The sequence below is a fragment of the Domibacillus robiginosus genome, assembly GCF_000966195.1.
In the GTDB taxonomy this organism is placed as follows: domain Bacteria; phylum Bacillota; class Bacilli; order Bacillales; family Domibacillaceae; genus Domibacillus; species Domibacillus robiginosus.
The window spans coordinates 61,866-79,553 of sequence record NZ_LAHL01000004.1; the positions used below are offsets into that span (position 1 = coordinate 61,866).

Genomic DNA, 17,688 nt, shown 5'->3' on the forward strand with positions numbered 1-17,688 from the left:
CACAAATAGTAAAAATCGGAGGGCATTATCATGAATTTCACACAGGGCAATAAAGTCGTTTTAGTTGGAACAGGTGCAGTTGGATCAAGCTATGCATATGCGTTATTGAATCAAGGTATTTGCGATGAGCTCGTGCTGGTTGATTTAAATGAAGAAAAAGCAAAAGGCGATGTCATGGACCTTGATCACGGTGTTGTATACGCGCCCGGGGAAATGGCGATTAAATTTGGCACATATGAAGACTGCAAAGACGCTGCCCTTGTTGTGATCTGTGCAGGTGCCCCGCAAAAGCCGGGAGAAACAAGATTAGACCTTGTCAGCAAAAACGTGAAAATTTTTGAATCTATCGTTGGCAGCATCATGAAAACTGGGTTTAACGGTATTTTCTTGGTCGCCACAAACCCGGTCGATATTTTAGCTTACGCAACATGGAAAATTTCCGGTCTTCCAAAAGAACGGGTTATCGGTTCAGGAACAGTGCTTGACTCTGCCCGGTTCCGTTCTGCATTAGGAAAAGAATTTGATACAGCACCAGCAAGCGTTCATGGCTACATTATCGGTGAACATGGTGATTCCCAGCTTCCAGTTTGGAGCTCAGCAAGTATTGCCGGCACACCGGTAGCACCACTATTAACAGAAGAAAGAAAAGAAGAAATGGCAGTGGCCGTACGTGATGCTGCTTACGACATTATCAATGCCAAAGGAGCGACTTACTACGGAATTGCGTCAGGGCTGGCCCGGATTACAAAAGCGATTTTGCGGAATGAAAATGTGATTTTACCAGTCGGTGCGCTGCTTGAAGGGGAAAATGGACACAGCGACGTATATATCGGTATTCCGTCTGTGATTAACCGTGGCGGCGTGAAAAGGGTGGTTGAACTCGACTTGAACGAAAGTGAACGAGAAAAGCTGGCCCGTTCTGTTCAAACATTAAAAGATATTCAAGGAGCTATTTGGCAGGAGAGTAACGTCTAAGTATTTTACAAAAGGGAGTCCTTCTTATGTTAGTCAGCACGTTTGATCCGTTTCATAATCTGGCCCTTTCCACTTTCGTTGCTGCGATTCCAATTTTGTTATTTTTGCTATGCTTGACCGTGTTAAAGATGAAAGGCATTCATGCAGCGCTGGTTAATTTAGCGGTAACCTTTTTGATCGTCCTGTTTGTTTTCAAGCTTCCCGTCGGCGAGTCCCTTGGCAGCGTGATTCAAGGCATTATTCAAGGAATTTGGCCGATTGGCTATATTATTGTCATGGCAGTCTGGCTGTATAAAATTGCTGTGAAATCAGGGAAGTTTGACGTACTGCGTGGCAGTATTGTCGGGATTTCGCAGGACCAGCGCATTCAGCTGCTGCTGATCGGCTTTTGCTTTAACGCCTTTTTGGAAGGAGCGGCAGGGTTTGGCATACCGATTGCCATCTGCGCCGTGCTGCTCGTTTCAGCAAACACAGCGGGCGGAGTCATGGCAAAGCTTGTATCGCCGCAGTCCATTGCGATTGCAACAGCTGCGGTCGGTGAAACAGGGAATGAAGCCGCACTGACAAAAATGACGATCAAATACAGCTTCGGTCTGCTGGCATTTGTCTGCATCTGGACATTTGGACTCTTACTGATTTTTTAAAAATAAGGCTAATAAAAAAAGGAGCGGAGCCGCTCCTTTTTTTATTGGTTTCCAAGCAGGGGCCGATCCTGCCGGTATAGCTCTAAATCAGCACTCTGGCCATCCCGTATATCCTCGGCAATCAGTTTAGCGAGCAGCTGGCTGTATACGGTTCCGTTGTCGCCAAAGGCGAATAAAAAGTAGCTGTCCGGGTAATCATCGTATCGGCCGACAATCGGCAGCCCATCGACTGTTCCCCCGTAAAAAGCTGTGGAATAATACTCAGGCTTTACATTCAAACCGGGGAATAGGGTTTCCAGCTCCTCGATCAGCTTTTTCTTTTTATGCACCAGCTTGCTGTCACGGTCTTCGGGATACGTTGTATTGTCATCGAGACCGCCGATCAAAATCCGGTTATCTGCTGTTGTACGCAGGTACAAGTAGGGACGGGCGGTTTCCCAGATCAGTGTACGATTATGCCAGGCGGATAAGTCATCGACCGGGCTGGTTGTAACCGTATAAGTGCTTACAAAAGAAGCTTTTTTCTCCCTTTTCACGTCTATTCCATCATATCCTGCTGCGAAAATAACGCGGCGTGCCCGGATCGAGTGCCCCGTTTTTGTCGACACAACCATGCGTTTTTGCTCACGGTCGTAATGATGTCCATTCACTTCTGTTTCTTCGTAAACCTCGGCTCCTCTTTTCGCTGCCCACCCGAGCAGGGCGTGGGTAAATTTAAATGGATTCAGTTCGCCATCGTCGTAAGAATAAATCGCGGCTTCCCGGCTGAACGGATAGTGGGCTTTAATTTTGTCCTTATTCCAAAAATCCAGTTTAAAGCCCTGCTGCTTCAGCCATTCATATTCCTTTTTCAGGGATGGAATGTCTCCTTTAGAGCTGGCGGAATATAAGGTGTCCCGCCGGCTGAATTCAAAATCGAAGTCGACCGTTTTGGAAGCTTCTTCAATTTCATCGATGGCTTCTTTCAGCAGGCGGGCATGCCGGCTGATATATTCTTCCCCGAATGTATGAATCAAGTCGGTAAACATTTTTTCGCCTGAATATTGAATCAGGGCTGTGTTCGTAATCGTGCTGCCAAAGCCAACTTTTCCTTTTTCCACCACCACTACATCTAAACGGTGGGAAGCAAGGTAGTAAGCGCACTGAGCACCAGAGCTTCCGCCTCCGATAATTAAAACATCACAATTAAGATCCTGTTCCAGAGAAGGGTAGGAAGGCGCATCAGGAAAAGTGGCCGGCCAGTAATACGTTCCAGAATGTAAGTTCATTTGTTTCCTCCTGCGTATAAAAAACGATACTCTTACTATTTCCAACCTGTTCAGGTCCATACAATGTATATGTATTAAAAAAGAGCAGAAAGCAGCTTCTGAATCTGCTCTATTAGCTTGGAGCCCATTACTCGACCTTCACCTCAATTTGATCAATGGCATTGTACCCGTAGCCCTTCCGGTTCCAAAATGGGGCGGCCGGCTGTATTCGTCCGTAGGAATCAACCGCTCTTGACATGATCGTATATTCTCCCTTTTTCTCTGCTTTCCATTCATATAACCAGGAAACCCAGCCATAACCTGTTCGGGCGAGCTCCTTTTGTGCCATTAGCCATGTTTGCCCGCGGTCGAAGCTGATTTCTACTTTTGTGATTACGCCTTTACCGGTCCAGGCAATTCCTCGCACTACATGCGTTCCAGTGTTTAAGATATCCATATTCAGCGGTTTTTGAATCGTCGAATTAACATTGATATGGGTAACGGGGAAAGCAACTTTGTTTGTTTCTTTGTGCGGATAATACATATAGTCAACCGATTGAAAAGGACCTGCATAATGATCATCTATAACCGTGATTTGTTTGATCCATTTAACGGAAGCCATCGCATACCATTGCGGGACGATGAGCCGCAGTGGATACCCGTGCTTAAAAGGAATCGGCTGATGATTATATTCGTAAGCAATAATGGTATCAGGGTGAAAAGCCTTTTCAATAGGCAGGCTCCTCGTGTACGTATGCACTTCGTCTAAGTCGGTTTTTTTTTCATAATCATAGCCTTCCACGACTACTTCTTTCGCTCCTTTTTTCACCCCGGCTGCCTCAAGCAGTATGCGCAGCGGAACACCTTTCCACACCCCCTGACTGATCGCTCCTTTTTCCCACTGCTCACCGAATACCTTGGGGTGGAATAAACTGCGTTTGTTTCCTGCACACTCCAGCACAACTTGACCCTTTTTAGATGGAAGTTGAAGAAGATCCTGTATGGAAAGAAGGACGGGTTTAGCCACGAATCCATTTATAGAGAGCCAGTAGTTAGAATAGGAAAGAGAAGGATAAGAAAAATGGTTTCGCCGGTAAAACAATGGGTGATTTACTGTATCTGCCTGCAAAAAGTGAATAGGTGTTTCCTGATTTTCCGGCTGCAGACGATACGTCCGCAAATATGGCTTTGATGCAGGTTTTTTTCGCATTAAACATAAGTTCCTCCTCACAAAAAGTAGTCACTTATCTATATGCGCATGCTTTTTCATTAAGCTATTTAGTATGACAGGCAAAGAGATAAAAGGAGAAACCAAGTAACCCAGACTGTAGACAAATTATATTTTGGACTATGCACATGAATGGATGGATCGGCGGTGTCCAGGCAGCTTCGCTTTCCATGAGCCAGGCGCTAAGCCCGGCTTCGCCAATCTCAGATGCCCGTTAGTCCGTCGTCCTTCCGCTGCCAATTGGCTTGCGACGAGGTTGTATAACGCTAATCAGGTCATATTTTTCTGTTTGAAAAAGAGAAAATATCTATTCAGTTCTTGCTTATTGATCTTCAACATCACTTATCGGCTTTTTTTAGAAGAGGCGGATATAAAAAAAGCCTGGCCTACGGTGATTAAACTGCAGGGCCAGGCTTTTTTTATTTTGTATTCAGTGTGCTGTGTTTGCGGCCGTACATGAAATAAATCAACAGGCCGATGATAAACCAGATGCCGCATGCGATCCAAGTAAGGACGGAAAGCTGGGACATAAGGAACAAGCACAAGAAGAAAGAAACGATTGGCAATGCCGGGAAGAATGGTACTTTAAAGCCGCCGGCTGGAATGCTTTTATCTTTTCTCAAGTATAAAATACCGAGTGAAACGATGGTAAACGCAATAAGCGTACCCATATTAACAAGCTCCGCCAATTTAGAAAGCGGTGTAACGCCTGCACAAAACGCGATGATGATGGCGAAAAACCATGTGTTTTTCACAGGCGTTTTGGAAATGGGATTAACTTCAGAAAGCATTTTCGGAAGCAGGCCATCGCGGCTGAACGCGTAAAGAAGACGCGTTCCACCATACATCATTACAAGGATAACGGTAATCATCCCGATAACGGCGCCCAATGAAATCACGCCGGCTGCCCAGTCCTGGTTGACAAGCTGCATCGCAAAGCTGACCGGGTCGCTTACATTTAACGTCGTATAAGGCGTCATACCTGTCAGGACAAGTGAAACCGATACGTAAAGAAGTGTACAAACAAACAAGGAGCCAATAATTCCAATTGGCATATTCCGCTGCGGATTTTTCACTTCTTCCGCTGCAGACGATACGGCATCAAATCCTAAATACGCAAAGAATACGAGCGCAGCACCGGTAAAAATGCCGCTCACGCCAAACGGCATAAACGGCTGCCAGTTTGCCGGTTCTACGTAAAATACACCAACAAAGATAAACAGCAAAATAACGGCTACTTTAACAAATACCATTACCTGGTTTAAGCGGGCAGATTCTTTCACACCCCGCGACAACAAAAGAGCAATAATAAAAATAATTACTACTGCCGGAACATTTACGTATGTTCCTTCTACCGGATTAAAAGAACCTGAAATTGCTTTTGGCAGATGAATATTAAATCCTTCTAAAAGTGCGGAGAAGTATGAAGACCAGCCGGTTGCGACTGCCGCTACAGCCAATCCATACTCCAATACCAATGCCCAGCCGACAAGCCAGGCGATCAATTCTCCAAAGACGATATAGCTATATGTGTATGCACTGCCTGTTACAGGTACAGCCGAAGCAAATTCCGAGTAGCACATAGCTGCCAGAGCACAAACAATTGCAGCAACGACAAAGGAAAAGATGATAGCCGGTCCAGCATGAGTAGCAGCTACTGTTCCAGGGAGGATAAAAATTCCTGTTCCGACGATAGCACCTATACCCATTAACGTCAGGTCAAACGCTCCAAGCGTCTGCTGAAGCTGTCCGGGTCCCTTTTTCCCTAACAACGATTCGACATTTTTCTTTCTAAATACTGTATTTTTCACGCTTAACCCTCATTCTTTCTGCAAACATGTAAAGATTCTAACGGTTTCTGTCGCATAGGTCAACAGCTTTTTTTAAATAGTAAGATATTTTCAAAAAGTAAGCGGTATCAATATTTCAAGAAAGTGAAAAAGTCTGTTTTTGTCGAAATTTGTAAAAATTTTATACCAGGCTCAGCCGCATACTGGAGAACGATACGTGTGATATAATAGAAGGAAATAAACTGGATATGGCGGGTTGTGAAAAAGTGAAAAAGCTAAGTGCAACATCAAAGGAATTTAACCGCATTTTAAAAAACTTGTCTCTTGAAAATGTAGAGCTGAGCAAACAATTGCAGGAAAGAGCTCTTCAGCTGGTCAATTCAAAAAAAGACATTACAAGTGAAGCGATCAAGGAACAATTTCATGGGAAAGTACTTTGACGGGCTCAATGATGAGTACTTGCTTCAACACAATATAATCGGTGCAAGAACACCGGAGGAACTAAGCAGTGCCGAAGCTTTTGCGTTTACGGTGCGGGCTGCTCAAATGGAAAGAGGCGGCTTCGTCCTGAAGCATTTCACGGAGAAGGAGTTCAAGCAGCTTCATCATTTTCTGTTTCAGGATGTTTATCCGTTTGCCGGCGTATACCGGAACGTGAACATTTCAAAAGGGACAACGGTTTTTTGCCACGCTTCTTACCTGGGTGGCATGGCCGCTCATATTTTCACTGAGTTAGCGAATGATTCTTTGCATGGGCTGACGACAGTCCAGGCAGCCAAACGTCTCGCTTATTACAAAGCTGAATTGAACATGCTGCACCCATTTCGCGAGGGAAATGGGCGGACAACCCGTATTTTTTTATTTCATTATGCCAAACGTTTCGGCTTCGAATGGGCTTACGAGAAGCTCGACTATGATGAATACATGCAGGCGATGATTCAGTCGGTAACGGATTCATCGGGTCTGGAGACGATTTTTGAAAAAACGCTTGCCATTGTAAAATAAACAAAAGCAGATCCAGGCGGGTCTGCTTTTGTTGGTGAATGAATAAAAAACTCCTGCGCCGATCTTCGGGCTGGAGTTTTTTGTATTAAAGCGCATCTTTGATGACTTTTTTGCTGTAGAGAACGGACAGAATACCGAATACTGAGTAAAGCAGCGTATATAGAAGCATGACAATAAGCATCGGTGTCCACAGCTCGCCGCCGAAGAAAAACCAGCCGGATTGTACCGCAAAGTAGCTGTGCAATAGGCCAATTACAAGCGGAATGCCAAAGCTGAAAAGCTGCTTGATGCGGATACCCTGCAAAAGATCGCCACGCGTAAAGCCAAGCTTGCGTAAAATGGTATAGCTGCCCCGTTCTTCTTCGCTTTCATCCATTTGCTTAAAGTATAAAATACAGCCGGAAGTCACCAAAAACGTTAAACCGAGGAAGCCAACAATAAACATCATCAGCCCCATGTTTTGTTTTTGGGTCTCGGCAGTCTGTGCCTGTGAAAGCTGTGCACTGCCGAAATTCAGATTGTTAAACACCTGAGAAAATACGTCATTCGCTTTGGGCAGTTGCTCTTTATTTGTTACATCCAGTCCAATATAAAGAGAAAAATCGTTTTGGATGGCTGGGTCGGCATCCTGCTTTAAGCGGTGAAATACCGTATCATCCACAATGGCAGTTGGCAGGCCGCCGCTTGTAAAGGTGTACGGAAGCAGGAAGTCCCGCTCGAGCCCGATATAGTGTTGCGGAATTGTTTTTGTTTTGCCGAGCAGCTCAATCGAACCGGAATCTTCAAGCGGCATCACCTTGCTGAGCATATCTACATAACCGGAAAAAAGAGTGTTATCGGGTGACAAATTTATGCCTTTTACAGTCTTATCGCTAATGACCGGCATTTGCATTTTATCCGCATTAAATGTTGCTTCATCAAGCGTGGTACTGAGGATGTCAGACACATTCACCTCTGCCTGTATAACCTCGATCCGTTTTTCTTCATAAGCAATATTTTCCGCATCAAACGCCTGCTTCAGCTTTGCGGCATCCTGATCATTCGGAACAACAAAATCATTTGGCACCTGCTGCTGGGCTGATTTTTCTGCCGAGTAGTACGAAATATAGCTGAGTGACAGCAGGCCGATCGCCAGTGCCGATAGGGTGGTAATAACCGTAAGCATCAATGCGTTTGATTTCATCCGAAACATAATAGAAGAAAGAGAAAGTACATCTTTTACAGTTAAATAACCGTTTTTCCGTTTGCGAATGAGATGAAACAGAAAACGAACCGATCCTTTATAAAACAAATAGGTGCCGATAATGACCGCAGCAAGAATAAACGCCATAGTTCTAAACAGCTCATTCATAGAGGTGAAATCACCATCGAACAATTTAGAGGAAACAAAATAGCCGGTTGCAATTAAAATGATGCCGAGCAGTCCGATGCACATTTCCCAAATGGAAATCCGCTTTCCTTTTTCTTCTCGTGTGCCCACCACTCGGAAAAGAGATAAAATATTTTGCCGCTTAATAAACAGTCCATTCACTGCCAGAATACACAGATAAATCAGTGTGAATACAGCTAGCGTCTGCACAAGCGCCTGTGATGAAAAAGACAGAGAAGCAACGGAATCAACACCGGTTATTTTAAATAAAATCATAGTAACCAGCTTTGAAGCAGCAAAGCCGGCAAACAAGCCGATGATAAGAGAGCTGAAATACAAAAGCAGGTTTTCAACGCTTAACAGCTTAAAAATTTGCCCTTTCGTCATACCGATCAGCTGAAGCAGTCCGATTTCTTTGCTGCGGCGTTTTATAAAAATAGAATTCGCATACAAAAGAAAAACGGTTACGATCGCAATCAACAAAATAGACGCAGTCCGAATGGCAGCCGCACCTTTAATACTGCCTGCCGCTTCATCCATTGCCGGGTCGTATTGAAGAGTGACAAATGCAAAGTAAAGCGCGGCACTGAACACAAGCGCAAATACATATAAATAGTAGTTTTTTAAGTTCTTTTTTAAATTTCGGACCATCAACTGATTAATGCTCATGCTGCACCCCGCTCAGTAGGCCCTGTGTTTTCATGATGTCCTGGAAAAAATCCTGCCTCGATTGCTCTCCTTTATTGAGCTGGGTATACATTTGTCCGTCTTTAATAAAAATAACCCGGCTTCCGAAGCTTGCCGCCGTCGGATCATGAGTGACCATCATAATGGTCGCCATGCGCCGTTTGTTTAAGGCTGTTAACTTGTTCAGCAGATCAGAGGCTGCTTTGGAATCAAGTGCCCCGGTTGGCTCATCGGCAAAAATCATACTTGGTTCATGAATAAATGCCCGCGCGGCAGATGTTCTTTGTTTTTGACCGCCAGAAATTTCATTGGGATACTTATCACGGATTTCATAAATGCCGAGTTCATCAGCGATCACATGAAACCGTTCTGCTGCTTCGCTCTGTCCGGTTTTAGCAATAGTGAGCGGAAGCAGAATGTTTTCTTTTACAGTAAGTGTGTCGAGCAGGTTGTAATCCTGGAAAATAAAGCCGAGGTGGTTTTTGCGGAATTCGGCCAGTTTTTTTTCTTTCATGGCTGTCATTTCATGGCCGTCAATCCAGATCGTTCCCTGGCTTGCCTGGTCAATGGAGGACAGGACATTTAAAAGCGTTGTTTTGCCTGAGCCGGACGCGCCCATAATGCTGACAAATTCGCCTTTTTCTACATGAATATCAATGCCCTTGAGCACTTCCTGGCGATTAAATTTATTTCCATAGCTTTTGCGAAGCTTGGTCGCTTTTAATATACTCATATCTATTCACTCCTTTTATCGATACATTTATTGTAAAAGAGAAGGAGAGGAGAAGTCCTTCGATTCAGCGAACAAAAAACAAAAGCATGTGACACTTTTGTCACATGCCTGTTATTTGCATAAGGTCGTTCTGCTCGGGAAAAACGAGTGTGAATGTCGTACCAGCTTCAAGCGTGGAAGAAGCCTTGATACTGATGGAAAGAGAATCAGCAGCCCTTTGGGCTAAATACAGCCCCATTCCCGTGGAGGCAGCTGTTTGATGAGGACCGCCAGTAGCCGTAAATCCTTTGTCAAAGACACGGGGAAGGTCCTGCGGGGAAATACCGCGGCCGTAATCCGTAACGGTCACCACAGTTTGTCGGCTTCGCTTGGCGCTGCGAACAATAACGTCACCCGCTTCGCTATATTTAACAGCGTTCGTAAGCAGCTGACGAAAAATAAAAGCCAGCCATTTTGCATCGCTTAATACATGAGAAGTGGTGAGCTCTACGTCAAAACCAATTCCTTTTTGCAGGCACCACGACTGGAGCGAGCGGATTTCCGTAAACAAAAGCGGTTCCAGTGCGACCTGCTCAATGTATAAATCGTTTTCCATAAAAGGAAGGCGTTTTTGGTGAAGCTGCCGGTCTAAAAGCAAATGAATGCGCAGCCATTCATGTATCAGCTGTGCTCTTGTTTTAGAAACGTCCATCCGGTCAATCATTAAATGCATGGCTGTGAGGGGCGTTTTTACCTCATGCACCCAGGAAAGGAGATCATCCCTTTCCTGCTCAAGCTCGGTCCGATTATCGGATGCTTCGCGCTTATATTGTTCGATTTGTTTTGTTAAATACGTATAGATAATTTGTTCAAAAGCGCTTTCCGGCTCTTGTAAAGCATCTCCATCAAGTGAGGTATCCCGCTCCTGCAGCTGACGGTAAAAGACGATTTCCTTTTGAAAACGGACCGCGAAAAAAAGAAGAAACAAAAGAAGCGTCAAAAGATTAAGGTACAGGATAGAGGATAAGGGAATGGTTGTGTCCACGAATGCCACTAAAAATAATAGCAGCTGCTGAACGATGAAAAAAAGAATCCAGCTGCGCCGTTCTTTTATGTATGTAACAAGCATGTTCATTCTTCCACCGCCATATACCCCTGGCCGACTTTCGTTTCAATAAACCTGCCGACTCCAAGTTCATCAAGCTTTTTTCGAAGCCGGTTCACATTGACAGTCAATGTATTATCACTGACAAACCGTTCATCCTCCCATAAACTTTTAATGAGTGCTTCCCGGCTGACAATACTGTTTTTTCGATTAATCAGCTGTTTTAAAATAAACATTTCATTTTTAGTAAGCTCTACGGTTCCACACTCGTTTTGAAGAAGATTTTTTTCGTAATCCACAGTAGCACCACACCAGGATTTAAGCGTGGGCACAACAGTGCTGTAGTTGTAAGTGCGGCGCAGGATTGCTTGTATTTTTGCCACCAATACATCAAAATGAAACGGCTTTTGAATAAAATCGTCCGCCCCCAACTGCATCGACATCACCATATCGGTTGGATGATCGCGCGAGGACAGGAACAGGATCGGTACATTGGAACGCGAGCGAATCATCCGGCACCAATGAAAGCCATCGAACTTTGGCAGCTGGATGTCGATAATAACCAGGTCAGGATTCACATCCGTGAACTCGCTCATTACCTGGCCAAAATCGGTAATTCCGTATACGTCATATGACCATTGCGTCAGTCGTTCTTTTGTTTCCGTAAAAAGTGTTTCATCATCTTCAATCAGCAGCAGTTTAAACAAAAAATCACCACACTTTTCCAGTCAGTTTCTTTTATTGTATCGAAAATTGATGGACAGTTGAACGTTTTTTTAAATAGAGCGGCCTATGCAGGGTTTCTTCATCCATTTTATTCTGCCTGCTGCTGATAAGCGAAAACCATGAGCTGATTTTATCGGTATGAACGAGCAGTCAGGCCTGGCGGATACTGTCAGGCGCCCCAAAAGAGAAAGTGCTCAAGTTTCTATATTTAGTCTGTCACATAAAAAGTAATACTTTCTTTTTGAATTCCATTTATAAGAATGGAGAGTGTATGTTCACCCGCATAGTGGGTGCGGGTCGTCATATTACGAAATGATTGGGTGCGGACCATTGTTTTAGATTGTCCGCCTGCAAGATGAGTATCAGTAAGGTGAAATACTTTTCGACTTGGGCGGCCATTTTTTTTCATGTAATCAATGGCGTACTCAACCCTTGTTTTTACAGGCTGAGAAGCATGGATCTCTACCGAAAATTGCAGGGCTCCGCCAATCGGAATTGTCCGCTTCTCCAGCGACAGCCGGCTCACCGAAACATGTGCACTGTTTGGATAGCCGAACAGCTGCAGAACATCCGGATTTCCCTGCTTGAGCAGTGTCCGGGCAGCATGCCGTAAAATCCAATCGGTATGTGGGTGCTGTCCGTGCCGTTGGCGGATGAGTGCAATAAGAATGTCCGGATGCGTTTTTGAGATGTCGTTTAAATGGTTAGCGACACTTTTCCGCACGTACAGTGAATCATCCTTGAGGAGCGGCTCAAGCAGCGGCAAAAGTGGGGAAGGATCTTGTTTAAATGCCGGAATAGACTGGCCCCACGGTAGCCGAGGACGAGCACCTTCGCTGGCGAGCCGGCGTACGTGCTCATTACTGCTTTTTGTCCATTCCATCATTTGAGCCAGCATGCGTTCCTGATCCTGCAGCAGAAAAGGCCGGACGGCAAACTCAGACGTGGAGTACACCGTCAACTGGGCAAGTGCCTCCATTGATTCCTTCCAAAAAAGAAGGCCATACTGCTCTACATAATCAGGAAATACAAGTCCCGTCAGACGTTTGAACGGGGGAGCTGCATTTAGCAGCAGGGGAATAGCCTGGGGAAAAGGCTTGTTCATTCCTGCATGCATGGCACCTGATACCTGGCGGATTCGTTGTTTTAATGCCAGTGACGACCAGTTTTCCTGAGAGACGTACATTAAAAATGCTTCCTGATTAAAGGATACATCAGCCTGCCCGAGTGCATAGGCCAGCGACTCGATAAATTTGCTATCATATACATCTTTTAAATCTGCCATATTTCGTCAGCTCCTTTCAGTTATTATAACATAACGAGCGAATGTATGTTTGTTTAGTTGTTTGTTGTTCAGGTTTACAGGAAAGAGTACTATGGGCTTCTTTAGCGTAAAGGAATGCATAAGCAATAGATGGTCCGCTGAAGGTGGCAAGGCCTGCTCCATGTGCTCTAATAATAAGAACTATGCTTGCTCCTCCGCTATAATAATCCACAGCCACAAGTAAGAGCAGTCAAAAGCGTATTTGCGCCTGCAATGGCCATAATAAGAGCCACATGTGATACAATCGCCATGCTCGTTTTAACCTCCTGGAATCAATCGTTCGATGATCGATCAGGCTGTCATTGGATAAATCACAAAGTAGATGAAGTACGTTTATATTCATGTATGAAAAGGATAAGGATAAAGTGAGATTGTTTTTTCGACTATGCTTGTGAATTATTTTACAATGCAAAAAGAAAGGAGAGAAAATGATGAATGAAAACAGGATACCGGTTCGAAAGCAGAGAGAAGTAAAGCTTGATCAGCTTTTGTTAACGCTTGGAGTCGGGGCTCTTATTTGGTTCCTTCCAACACCATCTGGACTTTCAGCTCAAGCGTGGCACTTATTTGCTATTTTTGCGGCAACGATTGTCGGGCTTGTGATTAAGCCTATGCCGATGGGCAGTGTTGCTGTTCTGGCCCTGACAGGAACCGTTTTAACACAGACACTGACGATTGAAAAAGCACTCAGTGGATTTCAAAACACAACGATCTGGCTGATTGTCATTGCCTTTTTTATTTCAAGAGGATTTATTAAAACGGGGCTTGGCACCCGGGTTGCATATATGTTTGTGAAAAAGTTCGGCAAAAAAACGCTCGGCTTATCGTATTCGCTTGTGGCGAGTGATTTGATCTTGTCTCCTGCAATGCCGTCGAATACGGCCCGGGCTGGCGGCATTTTGCTCCCCATTGTCCGATCGCTGTCTGAGGCATACGGTTCAAGGTCTGGAGATGGAACTGAGCGAAAAGTGGGAGCCTTTTTAACAACTGTTTCGTTTCATGGAGACATGGTGACGTCAGCTATGTTTTTAACGGCAATGGCTGCTAATCCGCTGGCAGCGCAAATTGCGGGGGATATTACCGGGGAACCGATTTCGTGGGTTGGCTGGGCCGCTGCTGCCTCTGTGCCAGGACTGCTCAGCCTGCTGCTTGTTCCGTACGTACTGTACAAGCTGTACCCGCCTGAGGTAAAAGAAACACCGGCTGCGCCTGCAATGGCCGCTCAAAAGTTACAGGAAATGGGTCCGTTAAAAAGAGAAGAATGGTTTATGATTGGTGTTTTCGTGCTCATCTTAACTTTATGGATTTTCGGGTCAAGCTTTGGCATCAGCGCCACAGCAACGGCTTTTATCGGACTTGTTGCGCTGCTGATTACACAGGTGCTGAGCTGGTCGGATGTTAAAAAAGAAGAAGGTGCGTGGGATACGCTCGTTTGGTTTGCTGTTTTAGTAATGATGGCCGGATTTTTAAATGATCTTGGGATGATTCCATGGTTTACAGACACAATGAAAGGAGCCGTCAGCGGCATGTCCTGGCTATGGACGCTGGTGATTTTATCTGTTGTTTATTTTTACTCGCATTATCTGTTTGCCAGCAATACAGCTCACGTGAGCGCCATGTATGCGGCTTTTCTTGCCGTTATTGTAGCTGCCGGGGCGCCGCCTGTTGCATCTGCTCTTTTGCTCGGCGTATTCAGTAATTTGTTTGGCTGCTTGACGCATTACAGCAGCGGGCCGGCTCCTGTGTTTTTTAGTGCTGGCTATGTAACCCAAAGCAAATGGTGGACACTCGGCCTCATCATTTCGATTGTTCATTTAATTGTCTGGCTTGGCGTTGGCGGCGCCTGGTGGAAGGTGCTGGGCCTATGGTAAAAGAAAATCAAATGAATTCCATATCAAAAGAAAAAACGTATGACGAGCGGCTGTCCATTCAGACAACAGGAGATCAGCGGGGTTTCCCCCAGCTTGCCCACTATCATCGTTACGAGCCTACACCGTACGCAGGACTTGATGAATTGTTTGAACACTGTACGCTAGATGCCGGCGATGGATTTGTAGACGTCGGCTGTGGCAAAGGGCGGGTCGCTTTTTATGTGCATGACCGTTTCCAAACGTCCGTTACAGGCATTGAAATGAATCCTGCTTTTTTTGAGGAGTGTTTGCAGAATAAAACAGGGTATATGAAAAAAAGAAAGCGCCGGCATGGATTGATCGATTTTCAATGCGTGATGGCGCAGGAATATGAAGTAAGAGCGGAGGATAACGTTTTTTACTTTTTTAATCCGTTTTCAGTGCAGATTTTCATGAGGGTCGTACAGCGGATTTTAGCTTCAGTGGAAAAGTCTCCCCGCCAGGTCACACTGATTTTGTATTATCCATCGGAGGAATACTTATACTTTTTGGAGAACCAAACAGTGTTTAACTGGCTTGATGAAGTGAAAATCAGCGGGATGTATGAAAAAAATGAGCATGAACGGTTTGTTCTTTTTCAATACCAATTATAAAGGAGTGATTGAACATGAGTGAATGCAGCATCGACCATTCGCACGTAGATGTAATGGAAAAATTGGAAAGCCAAAAAACATTTCTGCCAGCTTATCTGTACGACAGCTTACGGAACTACCTTCAGGAAGAGCGGACACAGGACATATTAAATGATTTATTTCACCTTCTCAAAAAATACGACCTTGTATCCGAGGAAGAGCGAGACGTCCGAAACAAGCGGCTCGCACTCGTTGTGAACAACTAATAGGGAGCCGCCTGCACAAACTTGCCACTTGTGCAGGCGGCTCGTTTACGTTATTTTTGAAGGTAGGACATTTTCAATTTAAGTAATGAAAAGAGGCTATTTATATAATGAACAAAGAATCCATTTACGGATTGACGTTTGAGCAGCTGGAAGCCTGGCTTTTGCCGCATGGATATAAAAAGTTTTGGGCGCAGCGAGTGTGGGACTGGCTGTACCGGAAGCGGGTAACGGAATTTGATGCAATGACGGATGTAAAACCTGAATGTATCAAGCTTTTAAAAGAGCGTTTTGTTCTGCATACGTTAACGGAACACGTGAAGCAGGAATCATCTGACGGTACAGTTAAATTTTTGTTTAAATTAACAGACGGCAATTTAATTGAAACGGTTATGATGCGCCACAAATTCGGCTTGTCTGTTTGTGTAACGACGCAGGTCGGCTGTAACATTGGCTGCAGCTTTTGCGCGAGTGGTCTGTTAAAGAAAACACGCGATTTGTCAAGCGGTGAAATTGTAGAGCAGATTATGAATGTACAGCATGCACTGGATGAAGCAGGCAAAGGGGAAAAGGTCAGTCATATTGTTGTCATGGGCATTGGAGAGCCGTTTGACAATTTTGACAACTTGATCGATTTCTTAAAAATCGTGATTGATCAAAAAGGACTGGAAATTGCAGCCCGTCACATTACTGTTTCGACGAGCGGTCTGGCGAATAAAATTTATGATTTTACAGATACAAAAATTCCGGTAAACCTGGCGATTTCTCTTCATGCACCGAACAACGAACTGCGGACAAAGATTATGAAAATCAACCGGGCAATTCCGCTTGAAAAGCTGATGGAGGCGGTTGATTATTACTTGGAAAACACAAATCGCCGTATCACCTTTGAGTACATCTTGCTAAAAGGTGTAAATGACCGGGTGGAAGATGCGCTTCAGCTGGCCCAGCTTATAGGGGATAAAAAGCAGTACGTGAATTTAATACCGTACAATCCGGTTGATGAGCATGGACAGTATCAAAGAAGCACACCGGAGGATATTATGGCGTTTTATGATACGCTGAAGAAAAAAGGCATAAATTGCGTGGTGCGTCAGGAGCATGGGACTGATATTGATGCTGCATGCGGACAGCTGCGAAGCAAACAAATTCAAAAAGCCCAGTCATAAAGCAAAAGCTGAACCTCAATGAAGGTTCGGCTTTTTATGGCTGCTGTCTGTAAATTGAAAAATATGATAAAGTGGAAGCGTATAAAGTTTTAAAAAAATGGGGGATCCGGTTATGACTATACAAAATGAACTACCGCCAAAAACATGTACGATTGAACGTCTGGTGACGATGAAGGAAGACGTGGAAAAAGTACTAAAAGGACAGAAAACCGCAACACGTCGAAACGGACGATATGCAGATATCGGTGAGGTCTTCACACTTGAAGGCCGAGACTTTGTGGTGGAAGCTGTTTACGCTCAAACACTCGGGGAACTGACCGATGCGCATGCTAAACAGGAAGGGTTTGCAACCGTAGAAGAATACAAAAATACTATTCTTTCCTATCATCCAGGCATGCCATGGCTGCCTCACATGCGCGTTTGGGTACATGAATTCCGAACTGTTTAATGTATACTTTTCTTTTATTTTTGCATATTTCCAGTGCCGCTTTATCGATTGGCCCTTTTTTCGTGCTTCTACCTTTGACAAAGAAAATAAGAACAGCCCAGCAGGAAGTATTAACGGCTTATTTAGATATATTTCGTGCTGCTGTACGACTGGTGAAACATGCAGGCCATGTTTTGGTTGGAACAGGAATTCTCCTTATCTGGCAAAGCGGCTGGACGTGGGGAACATCATGGGTAGTAATGACAGTCGGTGTCATGGCTGCGTCGATCGTGTTTCTAGCCCGTGCTTTTACACCGGCCATTCGTGGATTTTATGCAGGTATCAACACACAAAGTGAACTGGCTGGCAAGCTTTACCGGGCAGTTTGGCTTTATATAAGTATTCTAGCAATCATGCTCTGGTTTATGACGGCAAAGCCCGTTTTTTGGTGAAAAGCTTTCCATAAAAAATGTTTCACGTGAAACATAAAAATCCGGCCTATTAAAATAAGGCCGGATTTCAGACTGTAGACAAA

18 protein-coding genes are annotated in these 17,688 nt (G+C 44.6%); 10 read left to right on the forward strand and 8 right to left on the reverse strand.

Annotated elements, in window-relative coordinates; genetic code table 11:
• The first annotated feature begins 30 nt into the window (after window positions 1–30).
• The gene (locus VP97_RS03335; protein ID WP_050180264.1) at window positions 31–975 is read left to right on the forward strand and encodes an L-lactate dehydrogenase; all 945 of its coding nucleotides are present in this window, start codon (window positions 31–33) and stop codon (window positions 973–975) included.
• Window positions 976–1,001: 26 nt separating this feature from the next.
• Entirely contained in the window at window positions 1,002–1,619 is a 618-nt protein-coding gene (locus VP97_RS03340; protein ID WP_050180265.1) for an L-lactate permease, read from the forward strand.
• A 41-nt stretch (window positions 1,620–1,660) separates the two neighbouring features.
• On the opposite strand, the gene VP97_RS03345 is transcribed toward VP97_RS03340, so the two are convergent.
• The 3 genes from VP97_RS03345 to bcaP all read right to left on the reverse strand — a co-directional run bounded on the left by VP97_RS03345 (window position 1,661) and on the right by bcaP (window position 5,905).
• Window positions 1,661–2,887: an NAD(P)/FAD-dependent oxidoreductase gene (locus VP97_RS03345; RefSeq protein WP_050180266.1), complete on the reverse strand. Its 1,227-nt coding sequence runs from the start codon at window positions 2,885–2,887 to the stop codon at window positions 1,661–1,663.
• A 127-nt stretch (window positions 2,888–3,014) separates the two neighbouring features.
• A complete protein-coding gene (locus VP97_RS03350; RefSeq protein WP_050180267.1) occupies window positions 3,015–4,076 on the reverse strand; it encodes a sulfite oxidase in 1,062 nt (353 codons plus the stop codon).
• A gap of 437 nt (window positions 4,077–4,513) precedes the next feature.
• A complete protein-coding gene (gene bcaP, locus VP97_RS03355; RefSeq protein ID WP_050180268.1) occupies window positions 4,514–5,905 on the reverse strand; it encodes a branched-chain amino acid transporter BcaP in 1,392 nt (463 codons plus the stop codon).
• Between the two features lie 245 nt (window positions 5,906–6,150).
• On the opposite strand from bcaP, the gene VP97_RS03360 reads away from it, so the two are divergent.
• Both VP97_RS03360 and VP97_RS03365 read left to right on the forward strand, forming a co-directional pair.
• On the forward strand, window positions 6,151–6,324 hold the full coding sequence (locus VP97_RS03360; RefSeq protein ID WP_156153399.1) for a Zn-dependent hydrolase: 174 nt from the start codon (window positions 6,151–6,153) through the stop codon (window positions 6,322–6,324).
• Window positions 6,308–6,889 (forward strand): Fic/DOC family protein, encoded by a 582-nt coding sequence (locus tag VP97_RS03365; RefSeq protein WP_050180270.1) that lies wholly within the window; start codon window positions 6,308–6,310, stop codon window positions 6,887–6,889. Before VP97_RS03360 ends, VP97_RS03365 begins: the two co-directional genes overlap by 17 nt.
• Before the next feature lie 85 nt (window positions 6,890–6,974).
• Here the strand turns inward: VP97_RS03365 and VP97_RS03370 are convergent, their stop codons facing one another.
• The 5 genes from VP97_RS03370 to VP97_RS03390 all read right to left on the reverse strand — a co-directional run bounded on the left by VP97_RS03370 (window position 6,975) and on the right by VP97_RS03390 (window position 12,773).
• Complete coding sequence (locus VP97_RS03370) at window positions 6,975–8,927, reverse strand: ABC transporter permease (RefSeq protein ID WP_050180271.1); 1,953 nt, start codon at window positions 8,925–8,927, stop codon at window positions 6,975–6,977.
• A complete protein-coding gene (locus VP97_RS03375; protein ID WP_050180272.1) occupies window positions 8,917–9,678 on the reverse strand; it encodes an ABC transporter ATP-binding protein in 762 nt (253 codons plus the stop codon). Before VP97_RS03375 ends, VP97_RS03370 begins: the two co-directional genes overlap by 11 nt.
• Before the next feature lie 100 nt (window positions 9,679–9,778).
• Window positions 9,779–10,786 carry a sensor histidine kinase gene (locus VP97_RS03380; protein ID WP_050180281.1) on the reverse strand — a complete coding sequence of 336 codons (1,008 nt, stop codon included), beginning with the start codon at window positions 10,784–10,786 and terminating at the stop codon, window positions 9,779–9,781.
• 2 nt (window positions 10,787–10,788) lie between these two features.
• On the reverse strand, window positions 10,789–11,469 hold the full coding sequence (locus VP97_RS03385; RefSeq protein WP_050180273.1) for a response regulator transcription factor: 681 nt from the start codon (window positions 11,467–11,469) through the stop codon (window positions 10,789–10,791).
• A 227-nt stretch (window positions 11,470–11,696) separates the two neighbouring features.
• Window positions 11,697–12,773 (reverse strand): DNA alkylation repair protein, encoded by a 1,077-nt coding sequence (locus VP97_RS03390; RefSeq protein ID WP_050180274.1) that lies wholly within the window; start codon window positions 12,771–12,773, stop codon window positions 11,697–11,699.
• Window positions 12,774–13,243: 470 nt separating this feature from the next.
• Here VP97_RS03390 and VP97_RS03395 point away from each other — a divergent pair, with 470 nt between their 5' ends.
• The 6 genes from VP97_RS03395 (at window position 13,244) to VP97_RS03420 (ending at window position 17,605) form a co-directional block, all read left to right on the forward strand.
• Window positions 13,244–14,683 carry an anion permease gene (locus VP97_RS03395; protein ID WP_156153400.1) on the forward strand — a complete coding sequence of 480 codons (1,440 nt, stop codon included), beginning with the start codon at window positions 13,244–13,246 and terminating at the stop codon, window positions 14,681–14,683.
• Window positions 14,677–15,315 (forward strand): class I SAM-dependent methyltransferase, encoded by a 639-nt coding sequence (locus VP97_RS03400; protein WP_245629820.1) that lies wholly within the window; start codon window positions 14,677–14,679, stop codon window positions 15,313–15,315. Before VP97_RS03395 ends, VP97_RS03400 begins: the two co-directional genes overlap by 7 nt.
• Before the next feature lie 14 nt (window positions 15,316–15,329).
• A complete protein-coding gene (locus tag VP97_RS03405; protein WP_050180276.1) occupies window positions 15,330–15,560 on the forward strand; it encodes a hypothetical protein in 231 nt (76 codons plus the stop codon).
• 107 nt (window positions 15,561–15,667) lie between these two features.
• Complete coding sequence (gene rlmN, locus VP97_RS03410; RefSeq protein ID WP_050180277.1) at window positions 15,668–16,726, forward strand: dual-specificity RNA methyltransferase RlmN; 1,059 nt, start codon at window positions 15,668–15,670, stop codon at window positions 16,724–16,726.
• Between the two features lie 112 nt (window positions 16,727–16,838).
• Window positions 16,839–17,174, forward strand: a complete 336-nt coding sequence (locus VP97_RS03415) for an ASCH domain-containing protein (protein ID WP_050180278.1) — start codon at window positions 16,839–16,841, stop codon at window positions 17,172–17,174.
• Window positions 17,174–17,605 (forward strand): hypothetical protein, encoded by a 432-nt coding sequence (locus VP97_RS03420; RefSeq protein WP_050180279.1) that lies wholly within the window; start codon window positions 17,174–17,176, stop codon window positions 17,603–17,605. Before VP97_RS03415 ends, VP97_RS03420 begins: the two co-directional genes overlap by 1 nt.
• Window positions 17,606–17,688 lie beyond the last annotated feature (83 nt).